This is a genomic window from Streptosporangium sp. NBC_01469, assembly GCF_036227305.1.
Lineage (GTDB): Bacteria > Actinomycetota > Actinomycetes > Streptosporangiales > Streptosporangiaceae > Streptosporangium.
Genome location: NZ_CP109465.1, coordinates 8,655,689 through 8,678,021, shown reverse-complemented (window position 1 = coordinate 8,678,021; position 22,333 = coordinate 8,655,689). Strand labels below are relative to the sequence as shown.

Below are 22,333 nucleotides of genomic sequence, written 5' to 3'. Positions count from 1 at the left end.
CGACCCGGCCCGCCCCGGCCCGGCGGGGCCGGAGGGGCGGTCGCGGGCCGGTTCCGGCGGGCACGGCCGGAGGCGTTCATCCTGCTCTCATGATGGGCGTCTACCGTGGAGGCCATGGCTGAGGGTGAGGCGGCGCGGGTGCTGGTCGTGGACGACGAGCCCGCGCTCAGGGAGGCGCTGCAGAGCAGCCTGGAATTCGAGGGCTACCGGGTCGGGCTGGCCTCGGACGGCCAGGCGGCACTGGAGGCGATCGACCGGGAGCCGTACGAGCTGGTCCTGCTCGACGTCATGATGCCCCGGCTGGACGGGCTGACCGCCTGCCGCAGGCTCAGGGCGGCGGGCAACCACCTGCCGGTGCTCATGCTCACCGCCCGCGACGCCGTGGGTGACCGGGTGTCGGGCCTGGACGCGGGGGCCGACGACTACCTGGTCAAGCCGTTCGAGCTGGACGAGCTGCTGGCACGCGTCAGGGCGCTGCTGCGGCGCGGCGCCCTGAGCGCGCCCGCGGCCGAGGACGACGCGGTCCTGGCCTTCGGCGACCTGCGGATGGACACCGCCAGCCGCGAGGTCGTCCGGGCGGGCGAGCCGCTGGAACTGACCCGCACCGAGTACCTGCTGCTGGAACTGCTCATGATCCACCCCCGCCAGGTGCTCACCCGCGAGCAGATCCTCAGCGAGGTGTGGGGCTTCGACTTCGAACCGTCCTCCAACTCCCTCGACGTCTACGTCATGTACCTGCGCCGCAAGACCGAGACCGGTGGGCGCCCCCGGCTGATCCACACCGTACGGGGCGTCGGATACGTGCTGCGGACCTCCGCGTGAACGGGCGCCGCTCCCTGCGCTCCCGGCTGACCCTGCTGGTGGCGGCGGCCGTGGCGCTGGCGATCGCGGTGTGCGCGGTGCTGTGCTGGTTCGTCGTCAGGGCCGAGCTGCTGCGGCAGGTGGAGCGCTCGCTGGAGGGACGGACGCAGGGAATCGAGTGGATCGGGCCGTACTGTCCGGGAGGGCTACCGGGGGTGGGAGTCCCGAAGGTTCCGGGAGTCCCGGGGGGCCGGGGAGAGATCACCGGTCGCAGGCCGCTGCTCCGTCTCCCGCCCATCCAGCTGGTCTACGCCGACGGCGGGAGGTGCGTGGCGGGTTCCGCGCCCGTCAAGGTCACCCCGGCCGACCTGGCCCTGACTCAGGGCCCCCCGGGCAGGCGGGTGTTCAGGAACGGCGTGACCGACGCCGGGGAGGAGGTCCGGGTGATGACGATGAACGTCAGACGCGGCATCGCGGTCATGGAGTCCCGGTCCCTGGAGGAGGTCCGGTCCACCCTCGCCACGCTCGCCTGGATCCTCGCGGGGGTCACCGCGCTCGGCGTGCTCGGCGCCGCCTCCGCCGGGCTGCTCGTCTCCCGTACGGCGCTGCGCCCCGTCGGCAGGCTGACCGAGGCCGTCGAGTACGTCGCCAGGACCGAGGACCTCGACACCAGGATCCCGGTCGAGGGCACCGACGAGATCGCCAGGCTCGGCGTCTCCTTCAACGCGATGACCACCGCGCTGGCCGGGTCCCGCGAGCGCCAGCGGCGGCTGGTCGCCGACGCGGGGCACGAGCTGCGTACCCCGCTCACCAGCCTGCGCACCAACATCGACCTGCTGCTGCGCAGCGAGAACACCGGGCGTCCCCTCGACGCCGCCCCCAAGCGCAGGCTGCTGGCCAACCTCAAGGCCCAGTTCGAGGAGATGTCCACGCTCGTCGGTGACCTGCTCCAGCTCTCACGCTCGGAGGACGAGCACGAGCCGCACGTCGAGGTCGCCTTCCACGACGCGGTCGAGGCGGCCGTGCGCAGGGCGCGGCTGCGCGCCCCCGACACCTCGATCGAGGTGGAGCTGAGCCCCTGGTACCTGCGGGGAGACCAGGCCGCCCTGGAGCGGGCCGTGGTCAACCTGCTGGACAACGCGGTGAAGTTCTCGGCGGACCGGCCCGATCCGGTGGGCGTGCGGCTCCATGACGGCGAGCTGACCGTCAGGGACCACGGCCCCGGCATCCCGGGGGAGGAGCTGCCGTACGTGTTCGACCGGTTCTGGCGGTCGTCCTCGGCCCGCAGCATGCCCGGCTCGGGACTGGGGCTGGCCATCGTGGCCAAGGCCGTGCGCGACGCCGGGGGAGAGGTGGACCTGGAGAACGCCGCCGGGGGCGGCATCCTCGCCCGCGTCCGCCTGCCCGGCTCTCCCACCCGGTCTCCCGTCGTCCCGGGCACGTGAGCGACCGCCGCCGGTGGTGTCGGCGGCGGTGTCCGGGGGTCTCGTTCGTCCTGGGCGCGTGAGCGGTCGTTTCCGGTGATGTGTCGGCGGAGGTGTTCAGGGACCCCGTCGTCCAGGGCATGTGAGCGGTCGTTTCCGGTGGCATCGGCGGAGGTGTCCCTGCTCTCCGTCACTTCCCGTTTTCCCCGTCACTTCCGGCGTGTGAGCCGCCCGTACGGCGGTGGAACCGGGCGCGCGGGTTTCTCACCCGGTGTTAACGATCGCCTCAGGATCGCTCAAGATCACATGATGACTCTGAGGGCATGAGACACCCGAGCCCCCGCCCCCGGAGGGCGGCGTGAAGGCCACCGCACCGGCGCGCACCCGGCTGGTCGAGATCGTGGTCCCCGTCCACAACGAGCAGCGGGTGCTCGGCGAGAGCGTCCGCCGCCTGCACGCCTACCTCACGGGAACCTTCCCGTACGGCTTCCGCATCACGATCGCCGACAACGCCAGCACCGACGCCACCTGGCGGATCGCCACCGACCTCAGCCACGAGCTGTCCCACGTGCGGGCCCTGCACCTCGACGCCAAGGGCCGGGGCCGCGCGCTGCGCGGGGCGTGGTCGGCGAGCGACGCCGACGTGGTCAGCTACATGGACGTGGACCTCTCCACCGACCTGGACGCCTTCCTGCCCCTGGTGGCCCCGCTGCTGTCCGGCCACAGCGACCTGGCCATCGGCACCCGGCTGTCCAGGGGCTCCAACGTCGTCCGAGGGCCGAAGCGGGAGTTCATCTCGCGGACGTACAACCTGCTGCTTCGCTCGGCGATGGGGGCGCGGTTCTCCGACGCGCAGTGCGGTTTCAAGGCGGTCCGCACCGAGATCGCTCAGGCGCTGCTCCCCGCAGTCGAGGACGAGGGGTGGTTCTTCGACACCGAGCTGCTGCTCCTCGCCGAGCAACACGGACTGCGCATCCACGAGGTGCCCGTGGACTGGGTGGACGACCCCGACAGCCGCGTCGACATCGCCAGGACCGTCGTGGACGACCTCAGGGGGATGGCCAGGGTGGCGCGGAAGACGTTGTCGGGGGCGGTCAGGATCCCGGTCCCGCCGCGCGTGCGGGGAGCGCGGCTGCCCAAAGGCATGGGCCGCCAGCTGCCCAGCTTCGCCGTCATCGGCGCGATCTGCACCCTGGCGCACCTGGCCCTGTTCGTGACCCTGCGCCTGGTGATGCCGGCCGTCGTGGCCAACGGGGTGGCCCTGCTCGTCACCGCCGTCGCCAACACCGCGGCCAACCGACGCTTCACCTTCGGCGTCACCGGCCGTACCGGGGCCCTCCGCCACCAGCTCGAAGGCGGCCTGGCCTTCCTCGTCGGCCTGCTGCTGAGCACCGGCGGCCTGGCCCTGCTCGACCTCGTGGCGCCCGCGGCGTCCACCGCCGCGGAGGTCGCCGCGCTCGTGGCGGCCAACGCCCTCGCCACCCTCGTACGCTTCCTGATGCTTCGCGCCTGGGTCTTCAACCCCCGCCGCGCCAAGGAGACCACCCCATGACCACCCACACTCCGCGGGACGCGGAATCCGCCACGTCGGCACCCGGTACGGCGGCCTCCCCGTCGTCCGCGTCCGGGACGAGCGCCGCCCCCCGACCGGCGGCCTCCGCCCCCGGCGCGACCACGCCGACACTGTCGTCCGCGTCGTCCGCGTCGTCCGCGCTGGCCGTGTCGTCCGGGCCGCCCGCGTCCGGGACGGTGGCGGCGCCTGTGGGTGGGCGGCACGTCGCAGAGCGGGACCGTGCGGAGCGGTACGGCCGGTTCGGCGGCGTCGCGCGGCGGGTGTTCCTCGGTGGCCCCGGCGACCCCCGGTGGGCGCGGCCCGGCCTGTGGGGGGTGCTCGCGCTGGCCGCGGTCCTGTACGTGTGGGCGCTCGGGCGGAACGGCTACGCCAACGACTACTACTCCGCCGCGATCCTGTCGGGCACCCAGAGCTGGAAGGCGTTCTTCTTCGGGGCCCTGGACGCCGGATCGTTCATCACCGTGGACAAACCGCCGCTCGCGCTGTGGGTGATGGGACTGTCCGCGAGGATCTTCGGGTTCGGCACCTGGAGCATGCTCCTGCCCCAGGCCGTCGCCGGGGTCGCCGCCGTCGCCGTGCTCCACTCGGCCGTGCGAAGGGCGCTGCCCGGCACGTACGGCCACGCCGCGGCGCTGGTCGCGGCCCTGGTGATGACGCTGACCCCGATCACCGTGGCCATCAACCGGGACAACAACCCCGACACCGTCCTCGTCCTGCTGCTGGTGCTCGCCGCCTGGTTCTGCCAGGAGGCGGTACGCACCGGCCGGACGCGCACGCTCGTCGTCTCGGCGGTGCTCGTCGGGCTGGCGTTCAACACCAAGATGCTCCAGGCCTATCTGGTGCTCCCGGTCTTCGCCCCGCTCTACCTGGCGATGGCTCCCGGTACCCTGCTCCGCCGCCTCGGGCACCTGCTGGCGGCGGGCGCCGCGCTGGTGGTCTCCAGCGCCTGGTGGATGGTGGTCGTGGACCTGTGGCCCGCGTCGAGCCGCCCCTACGTCGGAGGCAGCACCGACAACTCGGTCTGGGACCTCGTCATCGGCTACAACGGTCTCGGCCGGGTCTTCGGCGGGAGCGGCGGGCCTGGCGGAGGCGGTGGCCCCGGTGGAGGTGGCGGCCCCGGCGCTGGTGGCGGGTTCGGTGGCGCGGCGGGGGCCGGGCGCCTGTTCAACGACATCATGGCCGGGCAGATCTCCTGGCTGCTGCCCTTCTCCGTGATCGCCCTCGTCGCGGGTCTGGTCCTGGCCGCGCGCGGTCCGTTCCGCGACACCAGGATCGCCCTGCCGCTGTGGGGTGGCTGGCTCGCGGTCCACTACGTGGTGTTCAGCTTCTCCAGCGGTACCTTCCACCCGTACTACACCACCGCGATGGCCCCGGCCGTCGCCGCCCTGACCGGGCTCGGCGGGGTGCTCGTGTGGCGGGCCTACCGGGAGTCCAGGGCCTGGTCGTGGGTGTTGCCCGCGGGCCTCGCGGTCACCGGGGCGTGGGCGTTCGCGCTGCTCCGGCGCACCGGGGACGCCGGGAACGCCGGGGGCTTCGTGCCCTGGCTGGCCTGGGCGGTGGCGGGTACGACCGCCGTGGCGGTCGCCGGGCTGCTCCTGGCCCGTCTCGGGCGGCGGTTCAGGCGGCGGATCGCCGCGGTCGCGCTGACGGCCGGGCTGGTCGCCGCCCTGGCCGGGCCCGCGGCCTACGCGCTGACCCCGCTCGGCTCGCCCGTCAACGGCACCAACCCCACCGCGGGCCCCGCGGGGAGCGGAGGCTTCGGCGGCATGCGGGGCGGCCTCCCCGGCAGCGGAGGACCTCAGGGCGAGTTCCCCGGCGGCGCGCCGGGGCAGGACCCGGGGCGGGGCACGACCGCGACCGGTGGTCCGCGGCAGGGCGCGACCGGTGACGCCGTCCCGCGCGTGCGCTACGGCCTCCCGGGCGGGGCGCGGGGCGGCTTCGGCGGCGCCATGGACCAGCGGATGGTCGACTACCTGAAGAGGAACCGGGGCGGCGCGACCTGGCTGGTGGCGGTGAGCAGCGCGCAGGGCGCCTCCTCGGCCATCCTGTCGACCGGGCTACCCGTCATCGCGATGGGCGGTTTCACCGGCGGCGACCCGGCCATGACCGTGGACCGGCTCAAGGGACTCGTCTCCTCGGAGCGGCTCAGATACGTGATGACCGGGGACGGCGGCAGGGGCGGGCCCGACGGGGGCGGTTCCCAGGTGACCGAGTGGGTGCGGGCCAACTGCGCCGCCGTCAAGGCGTCGGAGTACGGAGGCTCCACCGACCGGTTCCTCTACCGCTGCGGCTGAGCCCGTCACGACGACCACGGCCGCCGGGGACGCTCCGAGCTCCCCGGCGGCCACCGCTCTCTCCGCTCGTACGGTGACCGGATACGGCCGGTGAGACAGGGGCGAAGCTATTGACTGATTGGCCAATCAGGAGTAGTGGGGCGGGGGTCCCGCCCTGCTGTAGTCTTGCGCCGTGCACAGCGGAGGAGGAGCGCGCAGCAGCCGCGCCGACCAGGCCGACCAGCGCCGAGCGGAGCTCCTTGAGGCCGCCAGGCGAGTCGTGCTGGAGCGTGGGCTGGCCAGCACCCGGGTCGCCGACATCGCCAAGGCGACGAACGTGAGCGGTGGGCTGATCCACTACCATTTCGCCACCAAGGACGATCTCATCACCGAGATGCTCCGCAGCACCAGCGACTCCGAGATCCAGCGGCTGAAGGAGATCGTCGCGGGCCCCGGCACCGCCCTCCAGCTTCTCGACCGCGTCCTGCGCTTCTACATCCCGGCCTCCCGTTCCGACCAGAGCTGGATCCTCTGGGTCGACGCCTGGGCCGTCGGGGTGCGCGAGGAGCACGTCCGCACCATCCTGCTGGAGCTTGAGGGCGCCTGGATCGAGATCCTCAGCCAGGTGATCTCCGACGGCGTGGCCTCGGGGGAGTTCACCTGCGACGATCCCCTGGGCTCGGCCGAGCGGATCGACGGCATGCTCGACGGCCTCGTGGTCCGGTACACCCTGCACACCGGCAACATGTCACGGAGCCGGATGCTTCACCACGCCCGGGTCGCCGCCGCCCGCGAGGTCGGCCTCGACCTCTCCGACTTCCCCGACGCCCCGGCCGACGGCTTCTAGACGGCTTCGCAGGGGCGGGGCGTCCGGGCGGTCAGGCCCGGGGGGTGGGCATGGCGGCGAGAAGAAAGGCGAGCCGGGCCGCGGCGTCGTCGATGTTGTCGCTGGTGCCGAGCCGGTAGCCCCACGACGTGATGAAGCCGCCGTCCTGGGCGCAGGTCACGGTCTCGGCCAGGGTGTTGCTGAAGCGGTTGCGGACGTACACGTACGCGGGATCGCCGAACGAGATCCGCTGCACGGAAAGGTCGGCGTGCAGCCGTATAGCGGTAACGAATCTCTCCAGACAAGACAGCGTGTCCAGCATCGTGAGTCACCTCCGTCCCGACAGAGAATTGCACGATCTTGGGATGCTAATCAAGCAATTGCGGTCTTTAGTCCGCCGATTGTCGGGAGAAATCGCTGAGTACTCGGACGATCACCGACCTGGCATCCTCCCTGAAGGCCGCCACCTCGCAGAGTTCCTCGAAGGTCCGCGCGTAGAAGGCGACGTCGTCCGGGTCGCGCAGGAGCAGGTCCCTCGTCCTGGTCGGCACCGCCACATGGTCCTCGTCGTACACCCAGAAACCGTTGAGCGGTGCCGAGGGCAGGGGCGCCTCGAAGGGGATCACGCCGAACTCCACGTTCGGCAGCGCGGTCACCGCCAGCAACCGGTCGAGCTGCCCGCGCATCACGTCCAGCGGGGCCAGCCGGTAGCGCAGCGCCGCCTCGGGGATGACGAATCTGAACCGCTTGCTCTGGTCGTAGAGGATGTCCTGGCGCTGCATGCGCACCCGGATGGCCGCGTCGATCTCGTCGGGCGCCCGGTAGAGGCGCTTGATCCGGGTGAAGATGCTCCGGGCGTACTCGGTGGTCTGCAGCAGCCCGATGACCACGCCGGGCTCGAACACCCGCAGCAGGGTCGTCCGCGCCTCCATGTCACGGATGTCCTCCTGGAGCGCCGCCAGCCCGCTGTGGTGCCGCTGCCGCAAGGAGTCCTGGCGGTCCAGGAGGCCCGTGACCTGCTCCACCAGCTCCCCGGCGACCTCGGGGGAGGCGTCCACGGCCCGCGCCCACTGGGTGACGTCGTCCTCGGTGACGGTCTGGCGGGCGTTCTCGATCCGGGAGACCTTGGACGCCTGCCACCTCAGCCGCTCGGCCAGCTCCTTGCCCGACAGGTGGGCGGCCTCCCGCAGGTGCCGCAGCTGCACGCCGAGTTCGGTTCTGGCCTGCTGGAACCCGCTCACACGATCTCCTCGGCCGTTCGCGCGGGTTGTGTGCCGCGGCTGTCGTTCACCCGTTCTCTCCGCGTGCTCACGTCGCCTCCCGCATGGTGCGCACGACGCTAGACCCGAGCATGTGGATCAAGCCAGAGAGCACTCCTAATCGTGACCAATATTTACAGAAAGTACTTGGCGGGCGATGTCTGCGAGAAGCTCACGCGGTACCTCTACGGCGGTTTCGCCGTCCAGGACGTGACGCAGGTCGGCCAGCGCCTCCGCGTCGGTCACCCGGAGACCCTGCACCACGATGGTCCCGCGGTCGGTCTCGTAGAGGGAGGGACAGGCCCCCGCCTCTGAGGTGGAGCCAAGAAAACGGAGACGCATGATTGAATCCTTCCCCGAACCACACTTGTGGAGCAATTGCGTGCAATCCTAGATTTCGGAAGGTTGCATGAAGGTTTCAATCACCACAAGGCGCATATTCCGCATGCTTCACCGCATGCCACCTGAATGTCCGGGCGCGGATACGGAGACGGTCAAGCGTGCCCGCCGCCCTCTCCGTGCGGTGCCCGCTCGACGGGCCGCGGTCAGCCGGCCGTGGTCAGGGCGGACAGTTCGCGCCACTCGCGCATCGGGAGCGCCGCGGGGGTGGCGGTCAGGACCTGCAGGCACACGTGGTCCGCGCCCGCGTCCAGGTGGGCACGGACGCGCTCGGCGATGACGTCGGCGTCCCCGTAGGCGACGATCGCGTCGACCAGGCGGTCGCTCCCGCCGTCCGCCAGGTCGTCGTCGCCGAAGCCCAGGCGGCGAAGGTTGGCGGTCTGGTGGGCGGCGGCGCCGAAGTACGGGCCCAGGTGTCCCCTGGCGACCTCGCGGGCTCTCGTGAGGTCGGTGTCCAGCACGACGGCCTGCTCGACCGCGAGGAAGGCGTCGGGACCCATGATCTCTCTCGCCCGGTGGGTGTGCTCCACGGGCACGAAGTAGGGGTGGGCGCCGAGGGTCCGCTCGGCGGCCAGGGCCAGCATCCGCGGCCCGAGCGCGGCGAGGACGCGCCGCGGGGGCTTCCTCGGCGCGGGGGAGCCCAGCGGGATGGCGGCCATCGCGTCGAGGTAGGCGCCCATCGTGTGTACGGCCCGGCCGCGGCTGGGGATGCTGTAGCCGTTCATCCTGATGGGGGTGTCGGACACCCGGTGCCCGCCGAGGCCGAGGAGGTAGCGGCCGGGATGTGCCTCGTTGAGCGCGCGTTCGGCCGCCGCCATGGTGATGGGGTCGCGCAGGGCGATGTTGGCGATGCCGGCCCCCACGACCATCCGCCGGGTGGCGGAGAGCAGCAGCCAGGCCTGGCTCACGCTGTCGCGGCCGAACCCCTCGCCGAACCACAGGGCGCCGTAGCCGAGTTCCTCGATCTCCGCCGCGGCCTCGCGGACCTTCTCCACGGGCTGGTCGTCGAAGGCGAAGGTCCAGATCCCGACGCGTCCGAGGTCGGCGGTGTCGTCGTTCATTCGGGAGGCCTCTCTCCGGAAAGTATCCGGAGAGGGTCTCCGGATAATCTGACCGTATAATACGGAGAAGTTCTCCGTTTGCAAACCGGTTTGAGGACCTGGGGGTATCGATGCGGGTCGACGCGCGACGCAACCGTGAACACCTGCTGACGACCGCCAGGGCCGTGATCGCCGAGCAGGGGCCCGAGGCGTCTCTCAACGAGATCGCGCGCCGGGCCGGGGTGGGGCCGGGAACGCTCTACCGCCACTTCCCCACGCGGCAGGTGCTCCTGGCGGCCGTGTTCCGGGACCGGGTCGAGACACTGTGCGCGAGGGCGGGGGATCTGCTCGCCCACACCTCACCGGACGAGGCGCTGGCCCTCTGGTCGCGGGACGTGCTCGCCCACGCTCTCACCGACCGCGGGATGTCCACCTCGATGACGCTTGGCGGGGCCGAGATCGGCTTCGACTGCCACGCGGCGATGCGCTCGGCGGCGACGGGTCTCCTGCTGCGGGCACAGCGGGAGGGCCGGACACGTCCGGACGTCGACGTCGAGGACCTGTTCCAGCTCGTCACCGGCGTCGCGCTGGCCGCGAGCGAACTGCCCGGCGGGCTCGACCGGGCCGAACGCCTGCTCTCGGTGACCCTGGCGGGTCTGCGCGGATGAGACCGCCTCACCTGACCAGAGGGGAAAGACTCGCTTCCCCTCACCCGGACGGGGGCCGCTTCCCCCCACCCGGACGGAGGAAAGGAGCGCCTCCCCGGTGAGACCGAGGGTCAGCGCGGGCGCCGCCGGACAGGTCAGAGAAGGTGTCGCGGGATGTCGGCGAGCGCGGCGCGGAGTTCCTCCCCGAGGGCCTTGGCCTGGGCGTCGAGACGGGGACTCGCGGCCACGCCCCGGCCGAGGAGGCCGTGGACGACGAAGTTGAGGGCGAGCAGGTTGGGCAGCTCGAAGCGCTCGACCCGCAGGCCGGTGGTGAACGGCAGGAGCTCCGCCAGGCGTTCGACCGTCAGGTAGCCCTCCAGCCACCCGAACCGCTCCGCCGTACGGACCCAGACCCCCAGGTTGGCGTTGCCGCCCTTGTCCCCCGAGCGGGCGCCCACGATCGCGCCCAGCGGGACCCGGGCGGTCTCACCGTCGACGCGCTCGCCGTGCTCGTCGTGCCGGGCGGGATCGGCGTCGCCCCCGTGGTCCGCGGCCCCACCGCCGCCGCCCGCGACCGGCGTGGCCGTCACCTCCGGCGCGTCGGGTACGGCGTGTGTGCCGGGTGCGGCGGGTACGTCGGATGCGCCGAACACGTCGGGTACGTCGGGAAGCTCACGGCCGTCGAGCCAGACGCGGGCCCGCACCGTCTCCGCCGGGACGAGCGTGGGCCAGTAGACCCCGTACGGGGAGGCGTCACCGGGAGGGGTGAGGCCGTAGAAGCCGGGGTAGCTCGCCAGGCCGGTCTCGACCACGGCCGAGGAGAAGGCGCGTCCCGCCCTCCGCCGGTCGGCGTCCATCACGGTGACGCGCAGCAGGGCGGTCCCGGCGAGCGGGGTGAGCTCCACGTGGACCTCGTCGAACGACTCCTTCGGCACCCGGGACCAGATGGCCTCCTCTGCCAGCCGGGCCTTGGCCTCGATGTCCAGGCCGGTCAGGACGAGCGTCATGGTGTTGCGGTAGCCCGCCAGGTAGTTGACGGCGACCTTGAGCGTGCCGGGAGGGGCCTCGCCGCGCACCCCCGAGACGCGGACCCGGTCGGGGCCCTCCTGCTCCAGCCGGATCGTGTCGAAGCGCGCGACCACGTCGGGGCCGAGGTAGCGGGGCGACCCGATCTCGTAGAGCAGTTGCGCGGTGACCGTGCCCACCGAGACCAGCCCTCCGGTCCCCGGGTGCTTGGTGACCACGCTGGAGCCGTCGGCCTCCAGCTCCACCAGCGGGAACCCGCAGCGCGCCGGGTCGGGGACCTCGCCGAAGAACGCGTAGTTGCCGCCGGTCGCCTGGCAGCCGCACTCGATGACGTGCCCGGCGACCACCGAGCCGGCCAGCGCGTCGAGATCGCCGGGCCCCCAGCCGTACCGCCAGATTCCCGGCCCCGTGACCAGCGCGGCGTCCGTGACGCGGCCGGTCACCACCACGTCCGCCCCCGCCGACAGGGCGGCGGCGATCGGGCGTCCCCCCAGGTAGGCGTTGGCGGTCAGCGCGGGCGCGGGCAGCGTCTCACCGGTGTCCGCGTTGAGGGCGCCGCCCAGGTCACGGCCGGTGAGGTCGTCGCCGGTGACGTGGGCGACCCTCACCGGCAGCCCGAGGCGTCCCGCCAGCTCGGCCACCGCCTCGGCGCACCCGGCCGGGTCCAGCCCGCCCGCGTTGGAGACGATCCTGACACCCCGATCCAGGCACGTCCCGAGGACCTCCTCCAGCTGTCTCAGGAAGGTCGGCGCGTAGCCGGGGCGGCCCTTCAACCGGTTCCCGGCCAGGATCAGCATGGTCAGCTCGGCGAGCCAGTCGCCGGTGAGCACGTCGATCGGGCCGCCCTCCACCATCTCCCTGGCGGCCGAGAGCCGGTCACCGTAGAAGCCGGAGCAGTTGGCGACGCGCAACATCAGCCCTCCCCCGGCCGGTACGTCCCGGACGCGCCGCCGCGCGCCGCGAGGACCGGCCCGCGTGGCGAGGTTCCGTCGCGTGCCGTCAGCCCGCCCCTGTTCCCCGGTTCGTCGTACGGCGGCATCAGCTCGCCTCCGGCGCGGGGATCCACGACGCGGGCCGCTTCTCCATGAAGGCGGCGATCCCCTCCTGCCCCTCGGCGGAGGTGAAGCGCCGAGCGGACAGCTCGGCCATCTGGCGCATGCCCTCCTCGACGCTCAGCTCGGGCACGGTCCGCACCAGCTGCTTGGTGAGGGCGAGCGCCTCGGGGCCGCCGCGCAGCAGCATGCCGGTGTAGTGGGCGACCGTCGCGTCCAGCTCCTCCTCGGGCACGGCGCGGGTGAGCAGCCCTATCTCCCTGGCGCGGGCGGCGTCGAACGTCTCGCCGGTGAGCAGGTACTCGGCGGCGGCGCGCGGGTCGAGCCGCCGCAGCACGGTCACCGAGATCATCGCGGGCACCACGCCGAGGCGCACCTCGCTGAACGCGAACGACGCCGAGTCCGGGGCGATCGCGAAGTCGCAGGCCGCCACCAGGCCGAGCCCGCCGGCCCGCGCCGTACCGTTCAGCCTGCAGACGACCGGCTTCGGGCTCTCCCAGATCAGGCTCATGATCTCCGGGAACGACGCGGTCACCGGCGCCTCGTGCGCGCCGCCCGGCGCGACCCGCTGCTCCTTCAGGTCGGCGCCCGCGCAGAACACGGTCCCGGTCCCGGTGAGCACGATCACCCGGACGCTCTCCTCGGCCAGCGCCCAGTTGAGCCGGTCCTCCAGGTCGCCCAGCAGCCGCACCGACAGCGCGTTGCGGTTGCGGGGGGAGTCGAGGGTGATCGTCGCCACCCCGCCGGACACCTCCCTGCGTACCAGGCGTTCCACCGGCCAGCCCCCGTCGCTCTTCATCTCGGTCCTTCCGTCGTCGAGACCCCCTCCCGGCTCCCGGGACTCCACGGAGCCCGGGAATCCGGGGAGGAGGTCACGTCTGCTCCTCGATCACGGCCAGCACGGCCCCCGCCTCGACCTGGCGGCCCGGCGTCACGTTCACCGCCGCCACCGTGCCCGGCGCGGGCGCGGCGATCCGGTGCTCCATCTTCATGGCCTCGAGCACCACGACCACCTGTCCCGCCCCGACGGCCTCGCCGGGTTTGACGTCGACCCGCAGCACCGTACCGGGCATGGGCGCCACCAGGGAGCCCGGCAGCACGTGTTCCACCGGTTCCGGCAGGCGGGCCAGCGGGGTGAGCCGTACGGAACCGAGGGGGGAGTCCACGTGCGTCACGCCGTCGTAGCGGGCGACGGCGAACCGGTGCCGCACGCCCGAGGTCTCCAGTACGACGAGCGAGGGCGTCGCGCCGACCAGGACCGTATCGGGAAACCCCTCGGCCCGCAGGCCGTCCCTGGTGATCCGGTACGAGATCTCCGCCTCCGCGAAGGCGGCGCGCTGCGGCTGCGACACCACGTTGCGCCACCCGCTCGGCAGTCCCGCCTGCACGGTCGCCGCCGCCCGGTTGGCCGCCGCTCCCGCAAGCGCGGCGGCGAGGGCGGACAGGCGCGCGAGCCCCGGCCGTTCCCGGTGATCGGTGTCATCCCGATCGGGCGCCGGGAGACCGGTGAGCCCGTGCTCCTCCAGGAAGCCGGTGTGGGTGTCCCCGGCGAGGAACGCCGGATGGCGCAGGACCTCGACCAGCAGGTCCCGGTTGGTGACGAGGCCGTGGATCCTCGCGCCCGCCAGCGCGGCGGCCAGCCTGCGCACGGCGTCGGTGCGGCTCGCGCCGTACGAGACGACCTTGGCGAGCATCGGGTCGTAGTGGACGCCGATCTCCGAGCCGTCCTCGACGCCGGAGTCCAGCCGCAGGCCGTATCGCCCGCCGGGTACGGGCGCGAAGCGGGAGTCCACCCCGGGAACCTCGAAGCGGTGCAGGACGCCGCTCTGCGGAAGCCAGTCGCGGGCCGGGTCCTCGGCGTAGAGACGCACCTCGACGGCGTGCCCGGACGGCTCGGGCGGCGACGCGGGGAGCCGGGCGCCCTCGGCGATCCGCAGCTGCCACTCGACGAGGTCGAGGCCGTGGACGCACTCGGTCACCGGGTGCTCCACCTGCAGGCGGGTGTTCATCTCCAGGAAGGCGACCGTCTCGTCCCGGACGAGGAACTCGACGGTCCCGGCGCCGGCGTACCCGATGGCCCGCGCGGCCGTGACCGCCGCGTCGAGCAGCCGCGCCCGCATCGGCGGGGAGATCGCCGGGGACGGTGTCTCCTCGACCACCTTCTGGTGCCGCCGCTGGATCGAGCACTCCCGCTCGCCCAGCGCCCACACCGTCCCGTACCCGTCGGCCAGGATCTGCACCTCGATGTGCCGGGCGCCCTCCAGCAGGGGCTCGACGAACACCGTGCCGTCCCCGAACGCCGACGCGGCCTCCCTGCGCGCCGACTCGACCGCCTCCGGCAGGTCGTCGGCCGGCCGCACGACGCGCATTCCGCGCCCGCCGCCACCGGCCGACGCCTTCACCAGCAGGGGGACGGCCTCGCCCACCTGGCTGAACACGGCGTCCAGGTCGCCCGCCGAGTAGCCGGGCCCCGCGACGAATCCCGGCAGCACCGGGACCCCCGCCTCGGCCATCAGCGCCTTGGCCTCGATCTTGGAGCCCATCGCGGCGACGGCCTCGGCCGGAGGGCCGACCCAGGTCAGCCCGGCGTCCGACACGGCCCGCGCGAAGGCGGCGTTCTCCGACAGGAAGCCGTAGCCGGGATGGACCGCGTCGGCCCCCGCCACGCGGGCCGCCTCGATGATCTTCTCCACCGACAGGTAGGTGTCCGCGGGCCTGACACCGCCCAGCCGTACGGCGTGGTCGGCCTCGGCCACGTGCGGCGCGTCCGCGTCGGCGTCCGAGAAGACCGCGACGGTCTCGATGCCGAGGTCGCGGCAGGTACGGAAGACGCGGCGGGCGATCTCACCCCGGTTGGCGACGAGCAGGCGGCGGATCGGCGCGGCGGCAGCGGTCATGGGCATGGTCACGGTCACATCCGGAAGACGCCGAAGCCCGAGGGCTCCGGGACGGCGGCGTTGGCGTTGTGGAAAGCGGCGCTGTTGACGGCCGACAGGCACAGGCCCAGAACCGTCCGGGTGTCGCGGGGGTCGATCACGCCGTCGTCGTAGAGGCGGCCCGACAGGAAGAACGGCAGCGACTCGGCCTCGATCTGCGCCTCGACCAGCTGCCGCATCGCCGCGTCGCCCTCCTCGTCGTAGACCTGGCCCCGCGCCTGGGCGGCGGCCCGGCCGACGATGGACAGCACCCCGGCGAGCTGGGCGGGCCCCATCACGGCCGACTTGGCGCTGGGCCAGGTGAACAGGAAGCGGGGGTCGTAGGCCCTGCCGCACATGCCGTAGTTGCCCGCGCCGTACGAGGCGCCCATGACGATCGTGATGTGCGGGACGGACGAGTTGGACACCGCGTTGATCATCATGGCGCCGTGCTTGATGATGCCGCCCTGCTCGTAGTCCTTGCCGACCATGTAGCCGGTGGTGTTCTGCAGGAAGACCAGCGGGGTGCGGGCCTGGTCGGCGAGCTGGATGAACTGCGCCGCCTTCTGCGCCTCCTCGCTGAACAGCACGCCCCGGGCGTTGGCCAGGATCCCGATCGGGTAGCCGTGCAGGCGGGCCCACCCGGTCACCAGGCTCCCGCCGTACAGGGGCTTGAACTCGTCGAACTCGCTGCCGTCCACCACCCGCGCGATCACCTCGCGGGGGTCGAACGGGATCTTCAGGTCCTCCGGCACGATGCCCAGCAGCTCGTCCTCGTCGTACAGCGGGTCACGCACGGCGCCGGGGGAGACGCCGGACCCGCGCCGGTTCAGGCCCCTGACGATCTGCCGTCCGATCCGCAGCGCGTCGTGCTCGTCGGCGGCCAGGTAGTCGGCCAGGCCGCTGACGCGGGCGTGCATCTCGGCGCCGCCCAGCGACTCGTCGTCGGACTCCTCCCCGGTGGCCATCTTGACCAGCGGCGGTCCCCCGAGGAAGACCTTCGCGCGCTCCTTGACCATGACCACGTGGTCGCTCATCCCCGGCACGTACGCCCCACCGGCCGTGGAGTTGCCGAAGACCAGGGCGATCGTGGGGATCCCGGCCGCCGACATGCGGGTCAGGTCGCGGAAGATCCGGCCGCCGGGGATGAAGATCTCCTTCTGGGTCGGCAGGTCGGCCCCGCCCGACTCCACCAGGTTGATCAGCGGCAACCGGTTCTCGAAGGCGATGTCGGCCGCCCTGAGCGTCTTGCGCAGCGTCCACGGGTTGGACGAGCCGCCCCGCACGGTCGGGTCGTTGGCGATGACCACGCACTCCACGCCCTCGACGACCCCGATCCCGGTGACCACGCTCGCCCCGACGGGGAAGTCGCTGCCCCAGGCCGCCAGCGGCGAGAGCTCCAGGAACGCCGAGTCGGGGTCGACGAGCAGCTCGATCCGCTCCCTGGCCAGGAGCTTGCCCCGCGCGCGGTGCCGGTCGACGTACTTCCCGCCGCCGCCCGCCACGGCCCTGGCCTGCTCGGCGTCGAGTTCCGCGAGCTTGGCGAGCATCGCCTCGCGCCGCGCCAGGTAGTCCTCACCGGAGGTGTCCAGGCGGCTCATGAACCCGCTCCCTTGGTTGACACGGACGTCATATCGACGATCCGGCTCGTTGGCGTTGGCGTTGGCGTTGGCGTTGGTGCCGGTGCCGGTGCCGGTGCCGGTGTTCGTGTCGGCGTCGGCGTCGACGTCGGTGTTCGTGCCGGAACGGGACCCCACGCGGGAGCCGGTGTCAGGCCGATGGCCCGGCCCCAGAACGTGGAGAGCATCGCGACGGCGGTCCGCTCGTCGGCGTGCTCGCCGAGGTCCAGCCAGACGTGGGCGAAGTGCTCGACCATCCCGCCCAGCATCACGGCGGTCAGCCGAGGGTCCAGCGACGGATCGGCCAGTCCCTGCTCCTGCAGGCGCCGCAGCCCCTCCGCGCCCCGCCGCACGAAGACCTCGCGCAGCTCCAGCAGGAGGCCGCGGAAGCTCTCGTCGGTGACCGCGACCTGCTCCAGCATCCGTACCAGCCTGGAGTTGGAGGCCCAGGCGCGCAGGTAGAGCAGGTTGGCGGCCTCGATGCGGGCGTACGGGTCGCCGGGGGCGCCGGGTCCGACCACGCTGGCGGTGAACATCTCGCCCACCACTGTCGCCGCCACCTCGCGGAACAGCTCCTCGCGCGAGCCGAAGTAGGTGTAGAAGGTGCCGTGCGAGACCCCGGCGCGGGCGCAGACGTCGTCGACGCGCACGGCGTCGTACCCCCGCTCCTCGAACGCCTCCCGCCCGGCCTGGACGAGCGCCGCCCGGGTGCGCCGTCCCCGGCTGCCGAGGGTCTCAGACTTGACGATCACGTCAAGTACGGTAGCCCACAACCGATGCTTCTGCCAGGGACGGCGTCTACCCCCCGCCTTTCCGGTCCGGGGAAGCTCAGGTCTCAAAGACAGCCGATATACCAAGATGTCGGCCTAAGTGAGCGCATGTTCCACAGGAGCGGGGGAAGCGACAGCAGATGAATGAGAAGCCAGAGAACGCATCGAAGGCCGCCACCGGACTCTCTCTCGGCATCGCCGTCGGCGTCGCCGTCGGCGCCGCCCTGGGAGTCGTGTTCGGCAACCTGGCCATGGGCATCGGTATCGGGATCGCCATCGGCGCCGGCCTGGGAGTGGCCTTCACGACCGGCCGGAAGAACAGCGGGGGTGGGGGGTGAACGACCTCTGTGTCCGCGTCGGGCCGCCGTGCGAGCCGGTACGCTCGCACGGCGGCCCGGTCCCGGCCGGCGGATGGTGAACTCCTGACGGCCGAGCCCCCGGTACGCCTTCCCCGGAGCAGCGGTTCTCGGGTACGGCGGGGCAGGAGGCTCGGCCGTCAGGTCTCTTTCAGGCAGGGAGCAGCTCAGGTCTCTTTCAGGCAGGGAGCAGCCGGGTGAGGCGGACTGCCTCGCGGACCATCCGGCTCGACCCGCCGCGTGCGGCGACCGCGGCCAGGCCGGGGATCCGCGTGGTGTCGCCGGATGGGGCGGTCCTGACGCCGAGCGCGATGAGGTCGGCCAGGCCGCTGGGCGGTCGCTCGCCGTCGGCGGGCAGTACGCGGGGAAGAGCGGCCGCGACTGTCTGCCACACCTGTGCGCCCGCGCCCGCCCGTTCCGCCTCGGTCAGCGACGGAATGACGCGGCTCAGCGTCACCATGCCGTTCTTGACCAGGTGACCGAGCTGGTCTCCCAGGTCGACGGAGGGCAGGTCACCGGCCGCGGCGAGGGCGAGGAGCAGATCCAGAGCCGCCGTGCGCTCGGCGGGATCCTCGTTGTTCAGGTGGAAGGCCAGCATGGCCGCGAAGGCGGAGCCAAGGGGGCCGTCGGCACGGGCGAGATCGTGAAGAATCGGCAGCCGGGGACTGTTGTCGGGCCAATCCCAGCTGAAGAACGGCAGCAGGTGGGCCGCGACGACCTCGCGATGGGAGGGCATGACTCCGGCCCACCAGCCCATGCACCCGCCGAGGCCGTGGACGTAGGTCCTGGGATCGCGGCACAGCAGGTCGACCAGGTCGACCAGGTCGAGCTCGACCGGTGAGGCCGCGACGAACGAGGCCGCACGCGGGTTGTAGTGGTACGGCGGCGGTTGCCCGTCGTCGAACCAGCGGTGGGAGGCGCCCTCGCTGTAGCCGTACCGGACCGTCACGACGGGATCGGCCAGCCCCTCCCCCGACAGCCAGCGCGCCACGAGCCGACCGGCGGGGGTGGTGAGCCGGGCGGCCCTCGCGGCCACCTCGGCGTCGATTCGCCGGGGAAGTCGCAGCAACGCCTGCTGCAGATCGGCGTTCGGCGGGTCCATGTCCACCGCTTCCAGCCGTTCGAGCCGGGCGAGTAACTCGGCGGGGTCGACATGGCCGCCGACGCTCGTCGGGGTGGCGAGCAGCACCGGCGGCAGGGCGCCCGCCCGCGCCGCGGTGACGAGCTCGGCCATCCGGCGCAGGATCAGCAGGTGCGGCACCGAGATCCAGCCCTGGTCCGGAACCCGGGGGGCGGGCGACGCCGTCGAGGGAGACGCGACGGCCTGCATGGCCGCCCACAGCCACGTCAGAGGGTCGCCGTTCTCGCCCCTTTCCCACGTGCGGACCGGCACCGAGGCCAGGGCCGCCCGCACGGCTTCACGGTCCCGGTGGGTGAGCTCGACCAGCCCCGCCATCAGCCGCTCGATACCCCGCCAGCCGAACTGGTCGAAGGGGTCGCGCGCGAGCCGGGTGAACTCCGCGCCGAGCTCGGCCGCCGTGGTGATGGGCGGCGGGAACTCGACCCGGGGGAGTTCCGGGGCGATCAGGAGGGGCGGCTTATCGTCCTCCTCGCCCGGGTTCTCCGAGACGCCGAGGCGTGCGCGCAGATCGGCGGGCAGGGCGGCGGACGCGTCGCGCAGCGGTGCCCGGTCCAGGTGCGCGGCGTGTTCGACGGCGAGCCGGACGGCGCGTTCCTGCACGTCGGAGGACTCGTGAGCGAAGGCCGCCGCCAGGGTCGCGGTCGCCGCCTCGGCGTACTCGGGCGTCAGCCGCACGGACCGGTCGAGCCAGGAGAGGCCGGCGCGCACGAGCTTCTTCTCCGGCCGGTACATCAGCGCCTCGACGGCCTCGGCGAAGTCGCCGGGGGATACGGCGGGCAGCTCGCGCAGGTGACCCAGGGCCAGTTCGGCGACCGTGCCGGGTGCGGACGGCAGCAGCCGCAGATAGTCGCGGGCCCGGGGCGCCACCTCGGCGTGGGTGGGTTCGAGCGCCTGGTGCAGGCGGACGAAGAAGCGCAGCTCCAGTGCGGTGCCGCCGCGCAGGAACCGGCCGACGCACCCGTCCAGCAGCATGGCGCGGTCGACCCGGCCACCGGCGGCCAGCGTGTGAAGTCCGCCCAGCCAGGTGCTGCCGGAGGTGTGGCCCTCCCACTGCAGGGCCGCACCGACACCCTGGGCGTGGAAGATCCGCGGCAGGAGCGTGTCCAGCAGCGGGTCGGCGGCCAGCACGTCGGCCACCCGCTGGTGGCCGATCACCGCCGACACCCAGCCCACGACGAAACCGTCGTCGGTCGGCGGTTCGATGCCCGTCCGGTGGATCAGGGACGCGGTCAGCTCGTAACTCGGGTCGCGCCCGCGGAGTTTCCCCGCCAGTCGCGTCGCCAGCTCGGCCTGCCACGCGGGCGGGCGGGTGCCGACCAGGTCGAGCAGTCGCCGGGTGTCGTCGACCTGCTCGTCGGCGCCGACCAGGCCGCGCCGGGTGAGCCAGGACGCGACGGAGGCCGCGGCGGCGATCGTGCCGGCGCCCGCCGCGCGCAGCGCCTCGGCCCGCTCTCCGGCGCCGCGCCAGGAGTCGAGATAGAGCCGGATGTCCTTGAGGTGTCCGGGCAGCTGCTTGGCGACCTCGCGCCTGGCGGCGTCGTCCAGGGTCACGACCAGTGCCGCGACGCCGTCGGCGTCACACTCGTCGATCAGGTCGCGTACGTCGTCCCACGCGCTCACGCCTGGGCTCCCTTCGTGATCTGTACGGCGAGCACGTGCTTGCACGGCCCTCGTTGTCCTTGATGTCTGGCCCACCACGGGCAGGTACAGGTGGTGCCGCGTACCTCGCGGACCTGGTCGCCGGAGGTCACCAGGGCGAGGCCGGGGCCGTCGAGCCGTACCGCCCCGCCGTCGGCCAGCTCGCGGGCGGCCCTGGCGCGCGGGTTCATCGCGGCGACCCTGTCGCGGTCGTAGGGCAGCTCGCGGTGGAAGTAGCCGGCCTCGGCGGTGTCGTAGCCCACCCGGCCGGCCGCGCCGAGCTGGGTCAGCGCGGCCCGTACCCGGGGCGCGTCCAGACCGGAGCGTTCGGCCAGCAGGTCGGGCTCCACCCTCGGTTCGAAGGCCAGCAACGCGCCGATCAGGTCGGCGTCGTCCGCGGCGTCGTCGGAGGCCAGCGTCCGGAGCACGGCACCCTCGGTGGAGAAGGAGCGCTCGCTGTCCGGGGACAGGGTGAGCACGTAGCGCATGCCGGGCAACTCCAGCTCCCACGCGCTCGCCACGGTCGTGTCCGGGCGGGCTGGGCCGTACAGCCTGAGGGTCCTGGCGAAGCGCAGCAGCGTGAGCATCGTCGCCAGCCGGTCCGGCCCCGGCAGGCAGACGGCGCCGGGGCCCGGACCCGAGGTCAGCCGCAGTGAGCGGCCCGAGGGCACCGCCCACAGGGTGGAGCCGACCCGGCGGGGCAGCGTACGCAGGAAACGCACCGCCTCCGGGCCGGTGAGCTCCGCCCGCAGGTCGAAACCCGCGGTGACGAGCTGGACCTCGGCGAAGCCGCGCAGCCACCGCTCGGGCAGCGGCACCTTCTTCTCCACCACCGCGCCGTCCAGGGTGGTGACGGCCAGCTCGTCCCGCCCGACGCCCAGGTGGAGGGGGTCGGCGCCGCCGACCCGGGCCAGCGCCTCGCGCAGCGGGCCGTTGACGTCGACGTTGGTGGTGCCCAGGTCGACCACCTCTCCGTCGAGGGCGCGTTCCAGCACGTCGAGGCGGGCGTAGACGCCGCCGCAGGCGGAGAACGACTCGAACCGGAGCCGGTCGCCGTTGCAGGTCACCACCGGATCGCGGGAGAAGGTCGGGGCCGGGCGGTCGTAACGGGCCTGTGCCACGTTCGCGACGGCGAGCAGCCCGGCCGCGGCGGGGGCGGCCTCGGTCAGCAGGCCGCTGAAGAACCGGGGATGGCTCAGCGGGCCGCGTGCCGTACGCCCGCCCGAGGTGGACAGGGCCAGCCGCCCGGCAGTGAGTGTGGAGGGTCCGGCGTACGCGTACGCCTGCACCGCGTTGGTCATGATCGGGACCGTAACCGTGATCACCGACATTTCTCGCCCACTCCGCGCAGGATGTTGGAAGCGGGGGTGCGCTGCCGTTCCAGGCCGAGGAAACCAAGTCCGGGACGGGGGTGGACCGGCTCCCGGCCATGGCGCGGGTGGCCACGCCCGTCCAGGGCGCCGAGCCCGTTCATCGAGGTTGGGCCGGTATCCGGTGGCCGGCGGTATCACGTCGACGGGTTCGCGGTTGCCGTCGGCCCACACCACGTCGCCTTCGTCGAGGCGGATGAACAT

General features: G+C 72.8%; 18 protein-coding genes. 7 read left to right on the top strand and 11 right to left on the bottom strand.

All coding sequences use genetic code 11. The annotated features are described in order from the left end of the window. Positions 1-114 precede the first annotated feature (114 nt). From OG587_RS37755 to OG587_RS37735, 5 genes are all read left to right on the top strand, one after another. Positions 115-822 (top strand): response regulator transcription factor, encoded by a 708-nt coding sequence (locus OG587_RS37755; RefSeq protein ID WP_329083597.1) that lies wholly within the window; start codon positions 115-117, stop codon positions 820-822. Beyond that, positions 819-2,246 (top strand): sensor histidine kinase, encoded by a 1,428-nt coding sequence (locus OG587_RS37750; RefSeq protein ID WP_329083596.1) that lies wholly within the window; start codon positions 819-821, stop codon positions 2,244-2,246. The genes OG587_RS37755 and OG587_RS37750 overlap by 4 nt, the downstream gene beginning before the upstream one ends. Positions 2,247-2,583: 337 nt before the next feature. Then, positions 2,584-3,777: a bifunctional glycosyltransferase family 2/GtrA family protein gene (locus tag OG587_RS37745; protein ID WP_329083595.1), complete on the top strand. Its 1,194-nt coding sequence runs from the start codon at positions 2,584-2,586 to the stop codon at positions 3,775-3,777. Continuing rightward, a complete protein-coding gene (locus tag OG587_RS37740) occupies positions 3,774-6,092 on the top strand; it encodes a glycosyltransferase family 39 protein (protein WP_329083594.1) in 2,319 nt (772 codons plus the stop codon). The genes OG587_RS37745 and OG587_RS37740 overlap by 4 nt, the downstream gene beginning before the upstream one ends. 172 nt (positions 6,093-6,264) lie before the next feature. After that, positions 6,265-6,918, top strand: coding sequence for a TetR/AcrR family transcriptional regulator (locus tag OG587_RS37735; RefSeq protein WP_329083593.1), 654 nt, complete (start codon positions 6,265-6,267; stop codon positions 6,916-6,918). 31 nt (positions 6,919-6,949) lie between these two features. Here the strand turns inward: OG587_RS37735 and OG587_RS37730 are convergent, their stop codons facing one another. The 4 genes from OG587_RS37730 to OG587_RS37715 all read right to left on the bottom strand — a co-directional run bounded on the left by OG587_RS37730 (position 6,950) and on the right by OG587_RS37715 (position 9,616). Next, on the bottom strand, positions 6,950-7,219 hold the full coding sequence (locus OG587_RS37730; protein WP_329083592.1) for a hypothetical protein: 270 nt from the start codon (positions 7,217-7,219) through the stop codon (positions 6,950-6,952). 67 nt (positions 7,220-7,286) lie between these two features. After that, on the bottom strand, positions 7,287-8,138 hold the full coding sequence (locus tag OG587_RS37725) for a helix-turn-helix domain-containing protein (protein WP_329083591.1): 852 nt from the start codon (positions 8,136-8,138) through the stop codon (positions 7,287-7,289). Between the two features lie 135 nt (positions 8,139-8,273). Then, positions 8,274-8,498 (bottom strand): hypothetical protein, encoded by a 225-nt coding sequence (locus tag OG587_RS37720; RefSeq protein ID WP_329083589.1) that lies wholly within the window; start codon positions 8,496-8,498, stop codon positions 8,274-8,276. Positions 8,499-8,701: 203 nt separating this feature from the next. Beyond that, positions 8,702-9,616 carry a TIGR03620 family F420-dependent LLM class oxidoreductase gene (locus OG587_RS37715; protein ID WP_329083588.1) on the bottom strand — a complete coding sequence of 305 codons (915 nt, stop codon included), beginning with the start codon at positions 9,614-9,616 and terminating at the stop codon, positions 8,702-8,704. A 110-nt stretch (positions 9,617-9,726) separates the two neighbouring features. On the opposite strand from OG587_RS37715, the gene OG587_RS37710 reads away from it, so the two are divergent. Then, on the top strand, positions 9,727-10,263 hold the full coding sequence (locus tag OG587_RS37710; protein ID WP_329083587.1) for a TetR/AcrR family transcriptional regulator: 537 nt from the start codon (positions 9,727-9,729) through the stop codon (positions 10,261-10,263). 134 nt (positions 10,264-10,397) lie between these two features. On the opposite strand, the gene OG587_RS37705 is transcribed toward OG587_RS37710, so the two are convergent. The 5 genes from OG587_RS37705 to OG587_RS37685 form a co-directional block, all read right to left on the bottom strand. Beyond that, positions 10,398-12,182: an acyclic terpene utilization AtuA family protein gene (locus tag OG587_RS37705; RefSeq protein WP_329083586.1), complete on the bottom strand. Its 1,785-nt coding sequence runs from the start codon at positions 12,180-12,182 to the stop codon at positions 10,398-10,400. Positions 12,183-12,306: 124 nt separating this feature from the next. Further along, complete coding sequence (locus OG587_RS37700) at positions 12,307-13,119, bottom strand: enoyl-CoA hydratase-related protein (RefSeq protein ID WP_329083585.1); 813 nt, start codon at positions 13,117-13,119, stop codon at positions 12,307-12,309. A 73-nt stretch (positions 13,120-13,192) separates the two neighbouring features. After that, positions 13,193-15,223 carry an acetyl/propionyl/methylcrotonyl-CoA carboxylase subunit alpha gene (locus OG587_RS37695; protein WP_329083584.1) on the bottom strand — a complete coding sequence of 677 codons (2,031 nt, stop codon included), beginning with the start codon at positions 15,221-15,223 and terminating at the stop codon, positions 13,193-13,195. Positions 15,224-15,231: 8 nt separating this feature from the next. Then, complete coding sequence (locus OG587_RS37690) at positions 15,232-16,836, bottom strand: acyl-CoA carboxylase subunit beta (RefSeq protein ID WP_329094120.1); 1,605 nt, start codon at positions 16,834-16,836, stop codon at positions 15,232-15,234. Further along, the gene (locus OG587_RS37685; RefSeq protein ID WP_329083583.1) at positions 16,833-17,606 is read right to left on the bottom strand and encodes a TetR/AcrR family transcriptional regulator; all 774 of its coding nucleotides are present in this window, start codon (positions 17,604-17,606) and stop codon (positions 16,833-16,835) included. Before OG587_RS37685 ends, OG587_RS37690 begins: the two co-directional genes overlap by 4 nt. Positions 17,607-17,764: 158 nt before the next feature. On the opposite strand from OG587_RS37685, the gene OG587_RS37680 reads away from it, so the two are divergent. After that, on the top strand, positions 17,765-17,962 hold the full coding sequence (locus OG587_RS37680; protein WP_329083581.1) for a hypothetical protein: 198 nt from the start codon (positions 17,765-17,767) through the stop codon (positions 17,960-17,962). A gap of 196 nt (positions 17,963-18,158) precedes the next feature. Here OG587_RS37680 and OG587_RS37675 read toward each other — a convergent pair whose 3' ends face one another. Continuing rightward, the gene (locus OG587_RS37675) at positions 18,159-20,741 is read right to left on the bottom strand and encodes a DUF6493 family protein (protein WP_329083580.1); all 2,583 of its coding nucleotides are present in this window, start codon (positions 20,739-20,741) and stop codon (positions 18,159-18,161) included. Continuing rightward, positions 20,738-22,060, bottom strand: a complete 1,323-nt coding sequence (locus OG587_RS37670; RefSeq protein ID WP_329083579.1) for an SWIM zinc finger family protein — start codon at positions 22,058-22,060, stop codon at positions 20,738-20,740. The genes OG587_RS37675 and OG587_RS37670 overlap by 4 nt, the downstream gene beginning before the upstream one ends. Positions 22,061-22,333: the final 273 nt, after the last annotated feature.

Coding starts and splice junctions, on each gene's coding strand:
- OG587_RS37755 (WP_329083597.1), top strand. CDS start 115: ATGGCTGAGGGTGAGGCGGCGCGGGTGCTGGTCGTGGACGACGAGCCC.
- OG587_RS37740 (WP_329083594.1), top strand. CDS start 3,774: ATGACCACCCACACTCCGCGGGACGCGGAATCCGCCACGTCGGCACCC.
- OG587_RS37730 (WP_329083592.1), bottom strand. CDS start 7,219: ATGCTGGACACGCTGTCTTGTCTGGAGAGATTCGTTACCGCTATACGG.
- OG587_RS37720 (WP_329083589.1), bottom strand. CDS start 8,498: ATGCGTCTCCGTTTTCTTGGCTCCACCTCAGAGGCGGGGGCCTGTCCC.
- OG587_RS37715 (WP_329083588.1), bottom strand. CDS start 9,616: ATGAACGACGACACCGCCGACCTCGGACGCGTCGGGATCTGGACCTTC.
- OG587_RS37710 (WP_329083587.1), top strand. CDS start 9,727: ATGCGGGTCGACGCGCGACGCAACCGTGAACACCTGCTGACGACCGCC.
- OG587_RS37705 (WP_329083586.1), bottom strand. CDS start 12,182: ATGTTGCGCGTCGCCAACTGCTCCGGCTTCTACGGTGACCGGCTCTCG.
- OG587_RS37700 (WP_329083585.1), bottom strand. CDS start 13,119: ATGAAGAGCGACGGGGGCTGGCCGGTGGAACGCCTGGTACGCAGGGAG.
- OG587_RS37695 (WP_329083584.1), bottom strand. CDS start 15,223: ATGCCCATGACCGCTGCCGCCGCGCCGATCCGCCGCCTGCTCGTCGCC.
- OG587_RS37690 (WP_329094120.1), bottom strand. CDS start 16,836: ATGAGCCGCCTGGACACCTCCGGTGAGGACTACCTGGCGCGGCGCGAG.
- OG587_RS37680 (WP_329083581.1), top strand. CDS start 17,765: ATGAATGAGAAGCCAGAGAACGCATCGAAGGCCGCCACCGGACTCTCT.
- OG587_RS37670 (WP_329083579.1), bottom strand. CDS start 22,060: ATGACCAACGCGGTGCAGGCGTACGCGTACGCCGGACCCTCCACACTC.